Origin of the sequence: Butyricimonas paravirosa, from assembly GCF_032878955.1 — a bacterium.
Taxonomy (GTDB): domain Bacteria; phylum Bacteroidota; class Bacteroidia; order Bacteroidales; family Marinifilaceae; genus Butyricimonas; species Butyricimonas paravirosa.
Genome location: NZ_CP043839.1, coordinates 5504702 through 5519808, shown reverse-complemented (window position 1 = coordinate 5519808; position 15107 = coordinate 5504702). Strand labels below are relative to the sequence as shown.

18 protein-coding genes are annotated in these 15107 nt (G+C 39.1%); 17 read left to right on the top strand and 1 reads right to left on the bottom strand.

What is annotated here, in order from left to right; translation table 11 throughout:
• Positions 1-79: 79 nt before the first annotated feature.
• The 10 genes from F1644_RS22235 to F1644_RS22190 all read left to right on the top strand — a co-directional run bounded on the left by F1644_RS22235 (position 80) and on the right by F1644_RS22190 (position 10814).
• Entirely contained in the window at positions 80-1111 is a 1032-nt protein-coding gene (locus tag F1644_RS22235) for a hypothetical protein (protein ID WP_118302645.1), read from the top strand.
• 3 nt (positions 1112-1114) lie between these two features.
• Entirely contained in the window at positions 1115-1699 is a 585-nt protein-coding gene (locus tag F1644_RS22230; protein ID WP_118302647.1) for a hypothetical protein, read from the top strand.
• 552 nt (positions 1700-2251) lie between these two features.
• Positions 2252-2509 carry an NVEALA domain-containing protein gene (locus tag F1644_RS22225; protein ID WP_147344443.1) on the top strand — a complete coding sequence of 86 codons (258 nt, stop codon included), beginning with the start codon at positions 2252-2254 and terminating at the stop codon, positions 2507-2509.
• A 99-nt stretch (positions 2510-2608) separates the two neighbouring features.
• The gene (locus F1644_RS22220; RefSeq protein WP_118302651.1) at positions 2609-3670 is read left to right on the top strand and encodes a BF3164 family lipoprotein; all 1062 of its coding nucleotides are present in this window, start codon (positions 2609-2611) and stop codon (positions 3668-3670) included.
• Between the two features lie 2 nt (positions 3671-3672).
• Positions 3673-4215 carry a redoxin domain-containing protein gene (locus F1644_RS22215; RefSeq protein ID WP_118302653.1) on the top strand — a complete coding sequence of 181 codons (543 nt, stop codon included), beginning with the start codon at positions 3673-3675 and terminating at the stop codon, positions 4213-4215.
• A gap of 109 nt (positions 4216-4324) precedes the next feature.
• The gene (locus F1644_RS22210) at positions 4325-5449 is read left to right on the top strand and encodes a 6-bladed beta-propeller (RefSeq protein WP_158571820.1); all 1125 of its coding nucleotides are present in this window, start codon (positions 4325-4327) and stop codon (positions 5447-5449) included.
• Between the two features lie 32 nt (positions 5450-5481).
• The gene (locus F1644_RS22205) at positions 5482-6480 is read left to right on the top strand and encodes a BF3164 family lipoprotein (protein WP_118302657.1); all 999 of its coding nucleotides are present in this window, start codon (positions 5482-5484) and stop codon (positions 6478-6480) included.
• 69 nt (positions 6481-6549) lie between these two features.
• Positions 6550-7566, top strand: a complete 1017-nt coding sequence (locus F1644_RS22200; RefSeq protein WP_118302659.1) for a hypothetical protein — start codon at positions 6550-6552, stop codon at positions 7564-7566.
• 61 nt (positions 7567-7627) lie between these two features.
• On the top strand, positions 7628-8662 hold the full coding sequence (locus F1644_RS22195; RefSeq protein ID WP_118302661.1) for a TolB-like 6-bladed beta-propeller domain-containing protein: 1035 nt from the start codon (positions 7628-7630) through the stop codon (positions 8660-8662).
• A 13-nt stretch (positions 8663-8675) separates the two neighbouring features.
• A complete protein-coding gene (locus tag F1644_RS22190) occupies positions 8676-10814 on the top strand; it encodes a hypothetical protein (RefSeq protein ID WP_118302663.1) in 2139 nt (712 codons plus the stop codon).
• A 255-nt stretch (positions 10815-11069) separates the two neighbouring features.
• Here F1644_RS22190 and F1644_RS22185 read toward each other — a convergent pair whose 3' ends face one another.
• Positions 11070-11261, bottom strand: a complete 192-nt coding sequence (locus F1644_RS22185; RefSeq protein WP_118302665.1) for a hypothetical protein — start codon at positions 11259-11261, stop codon at positions 11070-11072.
• A gap of 52 nt (positions 11262-11313) precedes the next feature.
• On the opposite strand from F1644_RS22185, the gene F1644_RS22180 reads away from it, so the two are divergent.
• The 7 genes from F1644_RS22180 (at position 11314) to F1644_RS22150 (ending at position 14886) form a co-directional block, all read left to right on the top strand.
• Positions 11314-11946: a DUF6266 family protein gene (locus tag F1644_RS22180; RefSeq protein WP_118302667.1), complete on the top strand. Its 633-nt coding sequence runs from the start codon at positions 11314-11316 to the stop codon at positions 11944-11946.
• A complete protein-coding gene (locus F1644_RS22175; RefSeq protein WP_118302669.1) occupies positions 11943-12641 on the top strand; it encodes a hypothetical protein in 699 nt (232 codons plus the stop codon). The genes F1644_RS22180 and F1644_RS22175 overlap by 4 nt, the downstream gene beginning before the upstream one ends.
• Positions 12638-12943: a MerR family transcriptional regulator gene (locus F1644_RS22170; protein WP_118302671.1), complete on the top strand. Its 306-nt coding sequence runs from the start codon at positions 12638-12640 to the stop codon at positions 12941-12943. Before F1644_RS22175 ends, F1644_RS22170 begins: the two co-directional genes overlap by 4 nt.
• A complete protein-coding gene (locus F1644_RS22165; RefSeq protein ID WP_118302673.1) occupies positions 12940-13311 on the top strand; it encodes a 3TM-type holin in 372 nt (123 codons plus the stop codon). The genes F1644_RS22170 and F1644_RS22165 overlap by 4 nt, the downstream gene beginning before the upstream one ends.
• Before the next feature lie 41 nt (positions 13312-13352).
• The gene (locus F1644_RS22160) at positions 13353-13928 is read left to right on the top strand and encodes an N-acetylmuramoyl-L-alanine amidase (protein ID WP_118302675.1); all 576 of its coding nucleotides are present in this window, start codon (positions 13353-13355) and stop codon (positions 13926-13928) included.
• 93 nt (positions 13929-14021) lie between these two features.
• The gene (locus F1644_RS22155; protein WP_118302677.1) at positions 14022-14657 is read left to right on the top strand and encodes a DUF6266 family protein; all 636 of its coding nucleotides are present in this window, start codon (positions 14022-14024) and stop codon (positions 14655-14657) included.
• A 64-nt stretch (positions 14658-14721) separates the two neighbouring features.
• On the top strand, positions 14722-14886 hold the full coding sequence (locus tag F1644_RS22150) for a hypothetical protein (RefSeq protein WP_158571819.1): 165 nt from the start codon (positions 14722-14724) through the stop codon (positions 14884-14886).
• Positions 14887-15107 lie beyond the last annotated feature (221 nt).

Sequence of the window (15107 nt, the reverse complement as noted above, 5' to 3'; positions counted from 1 at the left end):
TATTTGAAGGATATGGAATTATTAATATGAATCCTACATATTTAATAAGTAACATATCCTTCCCTTTAAAATAACAAATATGGAAAAAACAATATATATATTTTTTTTATTTCTTCTATTGGCATGTGGTAAAGAAGAAAAAATCACACCATTAAACATTACACAAAATATTCAACCATCGAGAAAAATTCAAATACAAGAAAAATGTTTCTCAAATGGAGTATATCGTGATTCTGTTTTATTTTTTATTGCAGAATGTTCTCCTGAAGATCGTTATATTTATATGTTCAATGATTCTCTTCAAGAAATTTTCCGTTATGGAGAAAAAGGCCGATTATTCAACGAATTCAATATGCCTTTTTTTTACAGAAACTGTAAACTACACGAAGAAGATTCACTTATTCAAATATATGATCTTAATTTATTACATGAAAAATATTTGAATTGGCAACTTGTTAACACGGCTTATGATTTCATCAATGGGAGATACCTTCCATCAAAGTTATATTTCTCAGAAAATCTCAACCAAATTGATAGTAATACTATTATTGGTAATACAATAGAAGTAAATGATGGCATATTTTTCATTTACAATTATGATACAGATTCCATATATTGGGTTAATTATAATACAGGACTTTATTTAAAAAATCCTGAAATCGAATTTGCAGTTCATAAAAACATAACCTGTGCAAATTCTCAAAAAAAAGTCTTATATGTTGGATATAGATTCCTTGATCTTATCCAATTATATGACATAAATGGAACGTTATTAAAAAACATTCAATTTTCAAAATTGAAAAAACCATACCAATCCAAGCAATATACAGGAATATCATATGACAATCCCATATATATAATAGATATGTATGCAACTCCAGAATATTGTTATCTATTAAGAGTCAATATGCCCATTGAACAACTTAATGACAACCAAGATCATCCTTGCCAAATTCTTATCATGGACTGGGAAGGAAATCTAAAAAATGTACTGCAAATACCATTTTTTATAACTCCTTTAGTTGTCAATGAAGATAATACAAAATTATTTTCGATATATCCTAATACTAGCGATCCTGAATATGCATATTTAGTCGAATTTGATATTTAAAACATGAAAAACATATTATTAATCATTCTAATATTTTGCAATGTTAGTTTTATAATTATCAATTATAAACAAAAAAAGAATTGTGAAAACATTTCCACAAAATTAATTATTAAATACGAAACTCTTTTTAATGACTACAAAGGTTTTATCCATAAAACTTACAAATATGAAAATGTCGAATTAAACACAAATGATAGTACTTCAAAAATTTTATGTAGCTATATTGATAAATATGGAACATTACTCATATATAGAATTCCCTTTCCCTATTGTGAAAGTTGTATTATGCCAACATTGAAACAACTTAAAGAATTCACCCATGAAAATCAAATAGATAATATTCTTATAATCACATCATTTTTAGATATAAAAGCTTACAACAAATTTAGGCAAGAAATAGACACGAACAAATTCAATTATTTAAATATTTCCGAAATAGATTTAAATATAAATTCAAAAGAATCAGAAGGTTCATATACTTTTATACTTCAGCAATCAATGAAACCTCTATCTCTATTTTTCAATTCAAAATTCAACAACCAAATATTCGCATCATATCTAAACTCTATAAAAAATAAATTACAATAAGTATTATGCAATTTTATTATACTCCTATTTTTATATGTTTGACTTCTTTTTCGGTCACCAAAATAAAAGAGAAAAAGAAACCAAATAGTTTGATCCTTCAAAATCTCAAGACACATATGGTTATACGCATAGAGCGGCAGTACTCTTACCAAATATATGATACTGATTGTAAACATTTCCAATGGTCAAATTGTGCCCCAGCAACAGAAAAATACAAATAATGATATATAATACATTATTCTCCTATCCTCGCATAAAATCAAAAGATGATGCAAAACAAATATAATAAAATGGCTTAATCAAAAAAATTACACGACCCAAAGCTAGAAGGTTTCGTGACAAATAAGGAAGTTTAACGCTATTAAAACAATAAAGGGAAGATAAAGGCGGTACTGGAACAATCCTAGCAAGAAAGCCCCCGACACCACCTCATCTCCTAAAAAAGAAGAAAGTATAAAGATAAAAAAATTGAGACAAACGTCATCTCTCTCGTTGAAACGATATATACTTGAAAAAGGACTGAAAGAACTTAAAATTATAATAATAACAGCTATGAAGAAAAAAATAATTTGCATAATGGCTATTATCATTGTATCTATTGTAGGAGCAATGAACTTTAATGTATCGCTATCTTCTAACAGTTTACAATTGAAAAACATTGAAGCATTAGCTAATGGAGAAGACCACTCTGGTAGACACACTTGTTACGATGTTTTAGAAGGTAATAATGGTAATTCTGTACTATGCCGCGATTGTGGACTTCATACAGGAACTCCCCCATGGTTTGCTAAGGCAAGTTCTTGTATCTAGATACAAATATTCGCACAAAATGATACCATATATCTTGATGTTATTATATGGTATCATTTATACAAATATTTATTACAAGTATCATATCAAACAAATAAAATGAAAAAAATCATATACATCATACTAATATTATTAGCATATAATTGCCAAAATGAAGGAAAAAGTAATGAGAATATTTTTATTGGCGAAACTATTTTTATTGACAAGTTTCCTTTAGATCTTTCTCTGAAAGGAGAATACATTTCTCTCACTAGCTTAGGGGCTGAATCCATGTATTCTATTGATACATTTTTAATATTCATTAGTTCTAAAATAGATACCTTTTATTCTGTTTATTCCACAAAAACGGAGAAACATATTTTAAATCTCTTACCTAAAGGCCGTGGTATTAACGAGTTTAGTAATGCCAATAGTCCTTTATTTAATTGTATTGATTCAAATTGCATGAAAATTTATCTTTTTGATAGAACCCATTCATGTATAAGTACTTTGAATCTCACAAAATCACTTCAAAACCTTACTACGATATTAGATAGCAATACAATCGATCTGAATATTGAACCAGAAATAAAGGGAGCTTTTTTACTTAATGATTCTTCATTATTTTATCATTACTTCAGTTTTAGTAATAGAAACGAATATTATTCTATTTACAATAGAAAAACCAATACATTCATACAACAAGATTCTATTTATAGACATTCAATAAATAATATTGGAAATATTTTCCTATGGACTACCCATAGTTGTTACAATTTAGGAGAACAAAAATATGCAACAGCCATGGAATTTTTAAATCAAATCAATTTATATTCCTTACCTCAAAAGAAAGCGATCAGTTTAGTATATAATGGCAATATATCTGATCTAAAAAAAGTAGAAGAATGTCCTATGCCAGAAAAGTATACCTATTATGTGGATTTTACATCTACAACAAAACTACTTTTCGGACTTTATGCAAATCAAACACGAAAAGATTGGGCTCTAAAAGACAATATCACAACAGAAATTCACGTTATTGACTGGGAAGGAATTCCTAAATTTAAACTAAACATTCAAGAAAAACTTTCTAAAATTGCCATTAATGAAAAAGAAAAAATAATGTATGGCTTAACTCAAGAAGAAGAAGTTTATAAATACAATCTTGAAGAAATATTATAATTATGAAACTATTTCTATATACAATATTAATTTGTAACCTCATTTATAGCTGTTCATTCAATTCATCCAAGAATAAAATTGCATCTATAATAAAAAAATGGGAAAATAAAGAAATTATTTTTCCTCCTCAGTTAATTTCAAATTTTGAAAAACAAGATTCAACTTTTACATTAATGCTTAATAAACAATATAAAATACTTCACTTTATCGACTCGACAGGATGCACCCCATGCAAATTAACTTTATTTGAATGGAACCAACTATTGAAAGAATTTCCTAATAAAAATAAAATGGCATTCATCTTCATTATTTCAACTAAAGATAGTGTTACAATAGCCAAAACAAACCAGTGGAAACATCTTCATAAATTCATATATCCAATATTTTACGATATCAAAAATACATTCAATGACATGAATAAATTTAATGATGATCCTATGTTCCAAACATTCTTATTAGATCAAAACAATAAAATATTACTTATAGGCAATCCCATATATAACGCTGAAATTAAAACTTTGTACCAAAATATTCTAAACAAATAATATTGTGTAGAGGATTTATATATTTACAAATTATCCTCTACCCCATTTTGGTAAGATTGCAATAATAATTTTCTTGATATCGCTTATGAAATATATATTTAAAGACAGTATGAAAATTTACAAATACGATATTGGAGTACTTATTTTATATATATACATAAGACGGTATTTATTATTCATTCTCATCATTTTATCATGTTCAACCTCTCACAAAAAAGATGTTGCCACGATTACGATCAACTACGACCAAACCAACACTTACCTCTTGTCAGATTTCATTGCCAATTACAATATTATTCGATTGGAAATTTCGGATTCTATTCTAATCGGGGAAATCTCTGATATTGAATTCTACAATGACGATATAATCTTACTGGACAAAAAAAATAATACCATCCTACTCTTTAACCAACAAGGTGAGCTAATCCATCAACTTGCCAATTCAGGACGTGGTGCTGGAGAATACATATATCTCAACGATATAGCCATCAACTCGCAAGGCATATATCTTCTAGACTACTCGCAGCAAAAAGTTCTTATTTACGATCATGATTTAAAATTCAAGAAAGAATTTTATTTCCCGTTTTACGTTTCTGAAATGAAATGTATTAACGACCAGATGATCATTTATGCTGAAAGCAACGGGAAAACAGAAGATTATCAATTCTATCTTACAGATAATTGCGGGGAAACGCTAAACCGATACCTACCAAGAAATAAAATACTAGGTAATAATACCTTCATTTCCTCCAACGTGTTCACACAAAACAATGATTTACTTGTTTTTGCTCCAAGGTATAGTAATACGTTATATACCTTACACGATACGACAGTTATTCCAATATATTTCCTTGATTTTAAAGACAAAACATTTCCGGAAGAACATACAAGCATTACAAAATACAATATAAATGACAACAAATTTCCCTATATCGTCAGAAGAAACATATTTTTATGCAATAATTACCTGTTGATCGATTATATATACCAAGACGAACGCCACTTTTGTTTACACGACATGAACACCGGCGAATCTCGAAATGGATATATCACCAATGATCTTATCCATGACTTTCGCTTTTTCCCGCAATTCGTGAAAAGTAACAAGATCATCGACTGGATTGATGCTGCATCACTTATTGAATATTTTCCCCATATTGTCCAAACAATCCCCGTTCTAAACAATTTAAAAGAAACAGACAACCCGATTCTTTTCATTTATAATTCAAAATAGGAATATTAATCTACACCATAATTACCAGACTTATGAAATTAATCTATTCGCTTTTTATCATTTTCTCCGTTCTATCCTGCAAAAATTCTGAAAGGATCGAGATAGAAAAATTGCATATTGATAACATCATTCAAGTAAAAGGAGAAACCATTTCTCAAATCCCGGCAGGATGTTATATTGCAGGAATAATAAGAGATACATTCCTGTGTTTACAAAATGAATGTTTTGAAAAACGATTCCAAATTTTCAGTAACAACACCAAAAACATGCTGTACGAATTTGGCACTACCGGCAGAGGGCCTAATGAATATCAATTTCCGCTGATTATCAATAGTGATACTAATTCTTCATCCCTACTAATTCATGATTTAGTACAAAATCGTTTAACCCGGATTTATTTAAAAAATGACTCATCAATCTATACGACATTAGCCCCCGAACTAGCCAATTCTCAAAATCTAAACATCCTAGATTCAACCTTTGTCCTGTCTCCCATTGGTGAAGACAGCGCACTATTTTACCTTTATGATAAACACGTCGAGATCATAAAAAAGATCGATTACGAACCTCAATTTTATGTATCAAGGAGAGGCAATAAAAGCGATGCTTATTCTCATATACTTTCAGTAAATCCTCAACATAACAGTATCATCGCTGCATTCAGGTATATTAATTTGATTAATTTTTATCACCTTGACGGCTCCCTACAAAAAAGTCTTTCTCTTGACCTCGTAAATGACGAAGTTGACTACTCTGAATTTCAATTATCAGAGGATATGCTTGTTACGTCATACAAAATGTATTGCACTCCAAATTTTTGTTACATACTATGGTCTGGGTTATCCGTGAACGATGGCTATAATCGTCCTCCTTACATTCTAGTATTTACTTGGAACGGATCGCTAGAAAGAGTATATCAACTTGATACTTTTACAAATTTCATTTTCGTTGATGAAGCAAACAAGCAATTCCTAGGCGGTGTAGATTCTCAAAAGGAAGAACTGGTTGAAATCAAAAGATTCAAATATTGATACCATACAAATAAATGTCCCATGATCAACAAAATCTAATATTTAATAATCTTGATTCCTTAAAATAACATGAAAAAAAAGTTTCTCTTATACTCGTTGTGCTTATTGACACTCATAACTTGCAAAAGTGGTTCTACAGAGATTGAACGCCTAACATTATCTCCATCCTCCACAATCCAAGATAGTTTGTTTACACAACTACCCGGTTCATTAATTTTGTGCAACAATTATTTAGTTTGGGAAGATCCATTCAACCCTAATTATTTTTTACACGTTGTTGATATTAATGCAAAAAAAGAAATTGGAACGATGGGATTAATCGGACGAGGCCCTAAAGAATTTATTACGCCACTATCTATTAGCTCTATCGGTAATAAAATATTCACTTATGATCTTAACCAAAACAAGCAAGCCTATTATTCAATCGATAGTATGTTGGCAAATAAGGATCCATTTATTCTACTCCCGCCTTTACCCATCGAAGATTGCCTAGATATAGTTCAAATAGCAGAAGGAGAATTTATTTCAACACATCCTCAAAATGAACAACTCTTCCAATGGATTCATCAAGATTCAACTGTATCCTTTTTTGGCAAGAGTCCAATAAAAGAAAAACTCAAAGACTACTATAACTCTCGACAAGGAACTTTATTTTACAATCCATATAATCAAAAATTAATTTATAGTGCAAGCTTATTCCCTTACATTGCTTTATACGAAAAAGAAGGAAATAATTTCCAATTGAAATGGGAAAAAGTATCTTCTAAAAACTTTTATGAAATCAAAAACGGAAATATTCACTTTATTGAAGAAGCTCAAGTTCCCCACGAAATAATTCTTACAAAAGATTATATTATCACATTAGAAAAAGAAGAAAACACTCCTACCCCAACCAAACGTACAGCAGGTATTCGGGATCTTTCTCAAGTTCCTAATACAATATTTGTATACGATTACGATTTTAATCTAAAGAAAATCATTGATATGGGAATGCCTATTTTACGTATCGAAACTAAAGGAAACTCTAACACAATATATGCAGTAGGCATTGATTTAGATTTCTGTATTGTAACATATGAAATATAATATGACTATGTGAATTTATAGCAAGAACCGAACCCTAACAGACTCTCTAGAATCAAACCATATGAAAGCCCTAATTTATATCATAACAATCCTAACCGCACAATCTTGTACCCAACATGACATCATGCACGGTAAGAATATTCTTATTAAAGAATTTCCACAAGAAACCAGGTTTACAGGCGAAAAAATCGACATTGCAAGTATCGGGATTATCGGTTTACATGTTATCGACACGTTCTTAATATGCCATAAAGCAAATGGAGTCGATAATTTTTTTGATGTATATGATACCCAAACATTACGCCCATTAGGAAAATTTCTCCATGTTGGCAGAGGACCGAATGAATTCTTAAACGCTGTATATGAAGAACAATATTTTAAAGATTCCCTGAACACGTACATGTGGATCTGTGATGGCTCACTGATGAAATTAGTCTTGTTCAATTTAACGGAATCAATACGTCAACAAGAAACAATTCTTGACAGTTGTATTGATCTCCCGAAAGATTGTATCGGAAACCATTTCATTCTTGGAGACACGTTAATAAGTATTGTAAATTCTTCCGTCGGTCACACGTTAAGCACATACGATCTGAAAAAGGATATTCCATTACAACAGCCGATTGTCATGTTCAGCTTTCCATTTAATAACTGCACGTACGCTTTAAACATGGGCAACCGTTTACGTCCTGACCATGAAAAATTTGCATCGATCATGATATATTTCAACCAAATTAATATCTTTTCCCCCAGATTTACCGATGTCACGACGCTCTCCATCTATGAACCGACAGTTCCTATAAAGGAAATTAGCTTTACCCCGGAAAGAGAAAGAATCTGGTATTTTTCAGACCTAAGGGTTACCAATTCACACATTTACGCCCTATATATCAATAATCCAAGTCCTTATTTGCACGAATTCAACAAAAGAGTTGAAATACAGCAATTCGACTGGGAAGGAGCGCCTGTTCGTAAATTTACCATTTCCAACAGCCTTATTTCCTTCGCTCTCGACATGAATCATAAATGTATATACGGGAACACGATAAATGATGAAATCTATAAATACGACATTCAAAATTATTGTAATCAATAAAAAACACCCTACCATGAAACCCATCTTATACACCATCTTAATTTGTACCTTAGTACTCGCCTGCACCCGTTACCCGGCGGGAGTGGAAGAAACCCTGTCACAAGCCGGGAAAAACCGAAGTGAGCTGGAAAAAGTGCTGCGCCACTACCGGGAACACCCGGAGGATTCCTTGAAATACCAAGCCGCTTGTTTCCTAATCGATAACATGAAATGGCACTTGTCAACCGAACGGGCCGTTTTCCCCGATTCTTCCCTGTTCGAATGGCATACCCGTTTTGACAGCTTGTACACGAACATGATGGCCATAATTCCCGATACCGCCCTGTATTCCGACCGCCACCGGGAAAGATTCTGGCACTTCTCCTATGCGGCCCGGCAACTAGCAAGCGTGTTTCCTCCCGACACGCCCACGATCGTTAAAGGAACATTCCCTGACCCACAATATATACCTTCCACGTTTTTAATCTCTCACATAGAAAATGCCTTCCACGTGTGGCACGCCTCCCCTTACGCCTCCTATCTCACCTTCGAGCAATTCAAAGAGATGCTTCTCCCCTACCGGGCCGTAACCGGCTATTCCTTTTACGAAAACGGGCAAAAGCTGAACGATATGTTCAGCAAACACCTGAATAAAAGTGACGAAAAAACTTACGCCCGTTTCATCTCCCGCTACGACCACTACAAAGACTACATCCACCAAATGTATCCCTATTACCAACAGCTCCAACACGTGGGGACCTATGATATGTTTGTTGGTCAAAAATATGATTGCATATCCTTGGCCGACAATTTTTGTCACGTGTTCAGGGCCTACGGGATCCCGACCGTTGTCGATTGTAACATCTCTTTCCGGGAAAGAACGGGAAGACATTTTCACTGTACCCTGCTGGACAGCACGGGAAAATATTCCAAATACAACCAAACTAGAAATTATTCTGCCAGCAAGATTTCAACCGCAGCCTCCCCCAGCTTTTTCAGAAATACATTCGGCGCACAAGCCGACAGCCCGTTCATGCTGAAAGCGGAAGGGGAAACCCTGCCGGATTACTTCGACACCCCCTGCATCCGGGAAGTGACCGACGAGAACTACCGGGTAGCCCCGGTGCAACTCCCGATAGACAAAGAGCTATCCAATAACCTAGTTTACCTGTACACGTTCAATGTCTCGGAAGGTCTTGCTCCCGCCACGTGGGGAACGGTGGACCATCAACAAAAAAAGGCCTGGTTTAAAAACGTGGTCTATAACGTTCTCTACTTTCCCGTCTACCTGAAAGGCGACAGCATCATCCCGTTTGCCTCGCCCTTTTACATCACCTCGCCCGACACGCTCTACACTTCCGCCACGTTCGTACCCCTTTACCCGGAAGAACCGGAAAAAAAGGGAAAACTCCTTTTAAAACGTAAGTACCCGGAAAAAACAAGCCTCCAATACCGGGCAAGCCTCATGATCGGGGGACGTTTCGAGGCCGCCAACCGGGAAGATTTCAAGGATGCCGTTCTACTCGGCACCATCGAAACCACTCCCATCCTCAACTTGCAAGAACTGACACCCGAAATATGCCGCCCGTTCCGCTACTACCGCTACGTTGCCACGGACTCCTTCCCGACCAGCAACATGGGACTTCTGGAATATCTCACCGACGAGTACACCCCCGAAGATTCCCTCCCCCCGGCCACGGCTCTCCCCGTGTGTTCACCGGAGGAAATAAATCCTAACCGGACGGGAAAACGTTATTGTACGTTGCAGGTTGACACCAACAACTACCGTTACCTGCGATACTATTCCGCCTACAATCCCAACATGCAATACTCCTCTTACAGGAAAATAGACCTAATGCCGCTGAAACGGCCCATGAAAGTGAAAAAAATACGCTATGCCCCGGCAAACGCGGAAAATCATATCGTCGTGGGACATGCTTACCAGCTCATGTACTGGGACAACGGCTGGAAAAACGCCGGAACCCGACTGGCTCGCTACAACTTCCTGCAATTTGACAACGTGCCGCTCGACCGTATCTACTGGTTGCGAGACCTGACCGCCGGAAAAGAGGAACATCCTTTTTTCTACAAGGACGGGAAACAGCTATTCATCTACCATGATACCATCGTTCCCCGGGCGACTGAATTCTATCACATCGAGAATCATTTCTAATCACCCGACATAAATCCCTTTTTGCATCTAGTGATCCGGCAGGCCTACCCTCTTTCAGCCCCAAAACGCCGGATCACTACATGCACGACCGGAACACCTCCCACTCCATCTTCCCGTCACCGATTTTCACCCATTCCCATCAAATTTCCAGACATTACCTCAATTTTTCCATACCATCAACCCTATTGGCACGCTTTGGCACGGATTGACACACCTCGACCGTCACGCTCCCCGCCACGGTATGCCCTACCTTTGTCAACAGAAAATCACGAGATACCCGGCAACTCGAAAAGAGTTACGGGGGTGTTCAAGGAGAGATAAGGCACGACAAGGGAATGACGGACGTATCGCCCACGTTTCATAGCCGTTTGGCAACTGACTATGATCCCCCGGCGACACGTCAGCATGAAACCCGGGGAGGCCTTTTTCCTGCCGGATTGTCCCCATGATCCCGCGGATTTTCGGATAAACGAATGATGAACTTTAAAATTTTAATACCATGGCAAAACATTGCAACTCATTATTAAGAGGCCTGCGAGGCCGAATCGGTAACACTATTTTTTACCGGAATGGCGATCAGGATTGCATCCGCTCCTACCCGCTGGAATATCACGACGCAAACACGCCCGAACAACAAAAGAACCGGGCCCACCTGACCGTGGCCCTGCGTTTCTACCAACAGCTTAAAGAAACCTTGCTCAAAGAGGTGTGGAAAAGCGAAGGACATCGCCTGAAAACAAACGGCTACGCCCTCTTCATGAAAAAGAATTTCCACGTGTTCACCCCCGAAGGGAAAATTGCCGACTTCTCCCGCTTGCAAATCGGGATCGGCAGACGGCAAGATGTCAATAACATGACGCACTCCATTGCCCCGGACGACAAAGTTACCCTCCAATGGGACGACAACTCGGGTTCCCCGTCCGCCAAGGCTACCGACCGCCTGATCGTGGTCGTGTTGTACGGGAACCGCTCGTTTACCCCGGTCGTTCTCGACAAGCTCCCGTTCCTGCGGGAGGACGAGATCGCCACGTTCTCCCTGCAACGCAAAAAAGGGATCAAAGCACATATCTACTGCTTTTTCGCCTCGCAAGACTATAAACATTTTTCAAATGATAAATACTTTAAATTATGAATCAACACGAAATCTTAAAAGAGTACCTCACCGCCCTCTACCGGGCCGAAGTCGTGGTCACCGACAACCAGCTGGAACCCCTCTGTTTTAACGGGGTCCGTTCCCTGACCGATTACCGCATCCACCTGCTCGACGTGGAATTGCCCGCCATCGCCTGCCTGAGGGAGATCCGCCGGAAAGAAGAAGAGGACGACGTGCTGGCCGTCTCCGTGCGGGAAGCCCTTTTGGAACTGCAAACCATCTTCGGGGAAGAGGACGGACACGCCACCCACCGTTACCTGACGATCACGCACGAGGGGATGCCCGTCGAACGGGGCTACTTGGATTGCACGGAACGGGACCTGCTCGAAGAGTATCTCCGCCTGCAACAAGCCTCCTTTCTCCGGCAAAAGAAATGGTTTGAATCCCGGAAAATACCCCTGCCGTTTCCCGGCACGTTACCCGGGAACGACACGGACATCGCCGAGATCATGGCCCTGCACCTCCACACGTCACTAGCCATCACGCCCGACAACAAGTACCGCATCAAGGAATTCATCCTGTACTTCTGTCAAGTATGGAACTTGCCCACGGAGAAGGACTACTACACGCTGATCAGTCACACGCTGGCACGTCCCCACCCGACGGCTTACATTGAAAAACTATTGAAAGAATTACAGGAACACGTTGAACGACTAGACCGAAAAAGGAAATGATACAAACAGAAAACAACACGGACTCCATAGAAAAAATTGTCGCCATTCTATACCAAGTATCGGAACACCTTCAGGGTTTCACGCGAGAGTTCGCGGAAATCCGGGAATTCGTGAGAAAAGCCGCCGGGAACATTCCCCCGTTATTACTTGACAAGGAAACGCTGTGCCGGAAACTGAACATTGCCGAACGCACCTTGTACCGGGACATCAAAGACTACAACATTCCCGTCCACAAGCTCGGCAGCCGTCTCTATTTTTACTGGGAAGAAGTGGAACAATCTTTAAGTCGCGAAAAAGTATGAAAACGGTAACGAATCTGGTCAGCGCGGTAGGCGAAATCGTCGACCGCCTGACCCTCCCCGGAAGGGAGAAGAAACAACTGGAGACGGACATCCTGCAACTGCTGATTGCCGTCGAGGAAAAGACTATCACGGAACAGGCCGCCGCCATCCGGGAGGAAGCACGAGGCAACTGGCTGCAACGCTCATGGAGACCGATCGTGATGCTGGTCTTCACCCTGATCATTCTCGCCGGGACGTTCCTGAACCTGCCGATTCTCGCCGACACGTCCCGTTTCTGGGACCTGCTGGAAATCGGGCTAGGCGGGTACATCATCGGCCGAGGCAGCGAACAACTCGTCAGTTCCCTCCTCAAACGCCCCCGGCAATAACCCTCGTATTCATTCTAAATTTTAAATTCCAAATTCACCCCGTGGACATCCTAAACCACCGTCTGGTAGACTGCGAGGCAGTTCACCTGACATGCTCTAAAAACACCCGGCCGCTCGCGGCCCCGGACACCATCGTCCTACATTACACGGCCGGTTCGAACGGTCTAGCATCCGCTTACTACCTAACCCGACCGGACGTGGCGGCATCCGCCCATCTCGTGATCGACCGGAACGGGGACATTATCCAGCTCGTACCTTTCAACGTGGAGTCGTGGCACGCCGGGAAAAGTTTTCACCTCGGGAGGATTAACCTGAACCACTACTCCATCGGTATTGAACTCGACAATCTCGGTAAACTTCGTAAGGAGGGCAATACCTTCATCGCCGAATGTGGCAAGGAAGTACAACCGTCGGACGTGTTCGTCGACGAGGAGAACGGGCAACCCACCTATTGGCACCGCTACACGGACGAACAGCTTAAAACGGTCGTTCTCGTGTGCCTGCTACTAATGGACCGTTACCCGATCCGTTATCTCCTACGCCACTCGGACATCACTCCCCGGAAGATCGACCCAGGCCCGGCATTCCCGCAAGAGATACTGGAACTGAACCGGTAATTCAATAACGATAAACCTGCACCTCGAACGGGAGGCCCACGGGCGAGAGGCAAGGTCTATTTCCCAATTTATTCATCTTTAAATCTTAACATTATGGCAAAATTCAATTCTTACCTTTTAGGTAAAGTCAGAAAATCAGTAGGTAACATCACCACGTGCATTTTCAACAAGGAGAACATCGCTAAAGCCAAAATTTTCTCCCGGAAGGACGTGAAGACCCCGGAAATACTGGCGCAAAGGGCTAAAATGAAAGCCATCGTCAGCATTGCCCGCAAGTTACTCCCCGTCATCCGGAAAGGCTTTGTCGGCGTGGGACGAGGCACGACCTCGAACGCTTTTACCTCGCTCAACATGAGTAGGATTGAAGTCGACGAGAAATACTCCGCCACGGTAGATTTTGAACGTCTGCTCTGCGCTTCCGGCCCCCTCTACACGCCGAAAGTCAGCGTCAGTTACGACGAGTCGACCAAAATGTATTCCTTCACTCAAGAGATGCAGGACGACGAAGGTGACGGTTTCTCCTGCGCCAGCGACAAGGTGTACGCTGCCCTGTACGAGACCGCCCTCAGCCGGACAAAACTCGTGACTCTCCGGGAAAGAGGAGAAAACGGTAACACGAGCGTTAGCCTCCCGGAAGACTGGGACCCGGCCAAAGTTCACGCCTATTGTTTCGCCACGTCGAAAAACGGCCGCATGGCTTCCGACAGCCGACACTTGGCAATTTCTTGATTTATGATTTCAGATTAGATGATTTCCACTCTAAACTCTAAATTTTAAACTTTAAACTATTACCATGAACATTTACTTTTTAATTGGTATGTTTTCCACCTTAAGCCTGAACACGTTCCTCGCACAAGTATCCGACAGCCTGTTGGCCGGAACTGTGAGCCTGCTGGGCGGGGTGTTAAGTTCCATCATCGTCGCCTGGTTGAAGAATCGATGGCACGTGAAACGTTAGCACCCGTACCCTAGCGGCTACCCTCTAGAAGAAGGACCCCGAAAAGTTTTTAAGTGACTTTTCGGGGTTTATTTTTCCGAATCAACAAAAGCGTTTCGTGTTTTTGAGGTATTTCACTTCCTGTTTTTGAGGTTCGAATCAAATGTAAACTCTATCCTCCCATTTTTATATCAAAAAATATAAAATATTTGAATATTGTACCCATATTTTGATTATTTTTC

Excerpts from the sequence above, each read along its gene's own strand:
- F1644_RS22235 (WP_118302645.1), top strand. The coding sequence starts at position 80 with ATGGAAAAAACAATATATATATTTTTTTTATTTCTTCTATTGGCATGT.
- F1644_RS22230 (WP_118302647.1), top strand. The coding sequence starts at position 1,115 with ATGAAAAACATATTATTAATCATTCTAATATTTTGCAATGTTAGTTTT.
- F1644_RS22225 (WP_147344443.1), top strand. The coding sequence starts at position 2,252 with ATGAAGAAAAAAATAATTTGCATAATGGCTATTATCATTGTATCTATT.
- F1644_RS22220 (WP_118302651.1), top strand. The coding sequence starts at position 2,609 with ATGAAAAAAATCATATACATCATACTAATATTATTAGCATATAATTGC.
- F1644_RS22215 (WP_118302653.1), top strand. The coding sequence starts at position 3,673 with ATGAAACTATTTCTATATACAATATTAATTTGTAACCTCATTTATAGC.
- F1644_RS22210 (WP_158571820.1), top strand. The coding sequence starts at position 4,325 with ATGAAAATTTACAAATACGATATTGGAGTACTTATTTTATATATATAC.
- F1644_RS22205 (WP_118302657.1), top strand. The coding sequence starts at position 5,482 with ATGAAATTAATCTATTCGCTTTTTATCATTTTCTCCGTTCTATCCTGC.
- F1644_RS22200 (WP_118302659.1), top strand. The coding sequence starts at position 6,550 with ATGAAAAAAAAGTTTCTCTTATACTCGTTGTGCTTATTGACACTCATA.
- F1644_RS22195 (WP_118302661.1), top strand. The coding sequence starts at position 7,628 with ATGAAAGCCCTAATTTATATCATAACAATCCTAACCGCACAATCTTGT.
- F1644_RS22190 (WP_118302663.1), top strand. The coding sequence starts at position 8,676 with ATGAAACCCATCTTATACACCATCTTAATTTGTACCTTAGTACTCGCC.
- F1644_RS22185 (WP_118302665.1), bottom strand. The coding sequence starts at position 11,261 with ATGGGGACAATCCGGCAGGAAAAAGGCCTCCCCGGGTTTCATGCTGAC.
- F1644_RS22180 (WP_118302667.1), top strand. The coding sequence starts at position 11,314 with ATGGCAAAACATTGCAACTCATTATTAAGAGGCCTGCGAGGCCGAATC.
- F1644_RS22175 (WP_118302669.1), top strand. The coding sequence starts at position 11,943 with ATGAATCAACACGAAATCTTAAAAGAGTACCTCACCGCCCTCTACCGG.
- F1644_RS22170 (WP_118302671.1), top strand. The coding sequence starts at position 12,638 with ATGATACAAACAGAAAACAACACGGACTCCATAGAAAAAATTGTCGCC.
- F1644_RS22165 (WP_118302673.1), top strand. The coding sequence starts at position 12,940 with ATGAAAACGGTAACGAATCTGGTCAGCGCGGTAGGCGAAATCGTCGAC.
- F1644_RS22155 (WP_118302677.1), top strand. The coding sequence starts at position 14,022 with ATGGCAAAATTCAATTCTTACCTTTTAGGTAAAGTCAGAAAATCAGTA.
- F1644_RS22150 (WP_158571819.1), top strand. The coding sequence starts at position 14,722 with ATGAACATTTACTTTTTAATTGGTATGTTTTCCACCTTAAGCCTGAAC.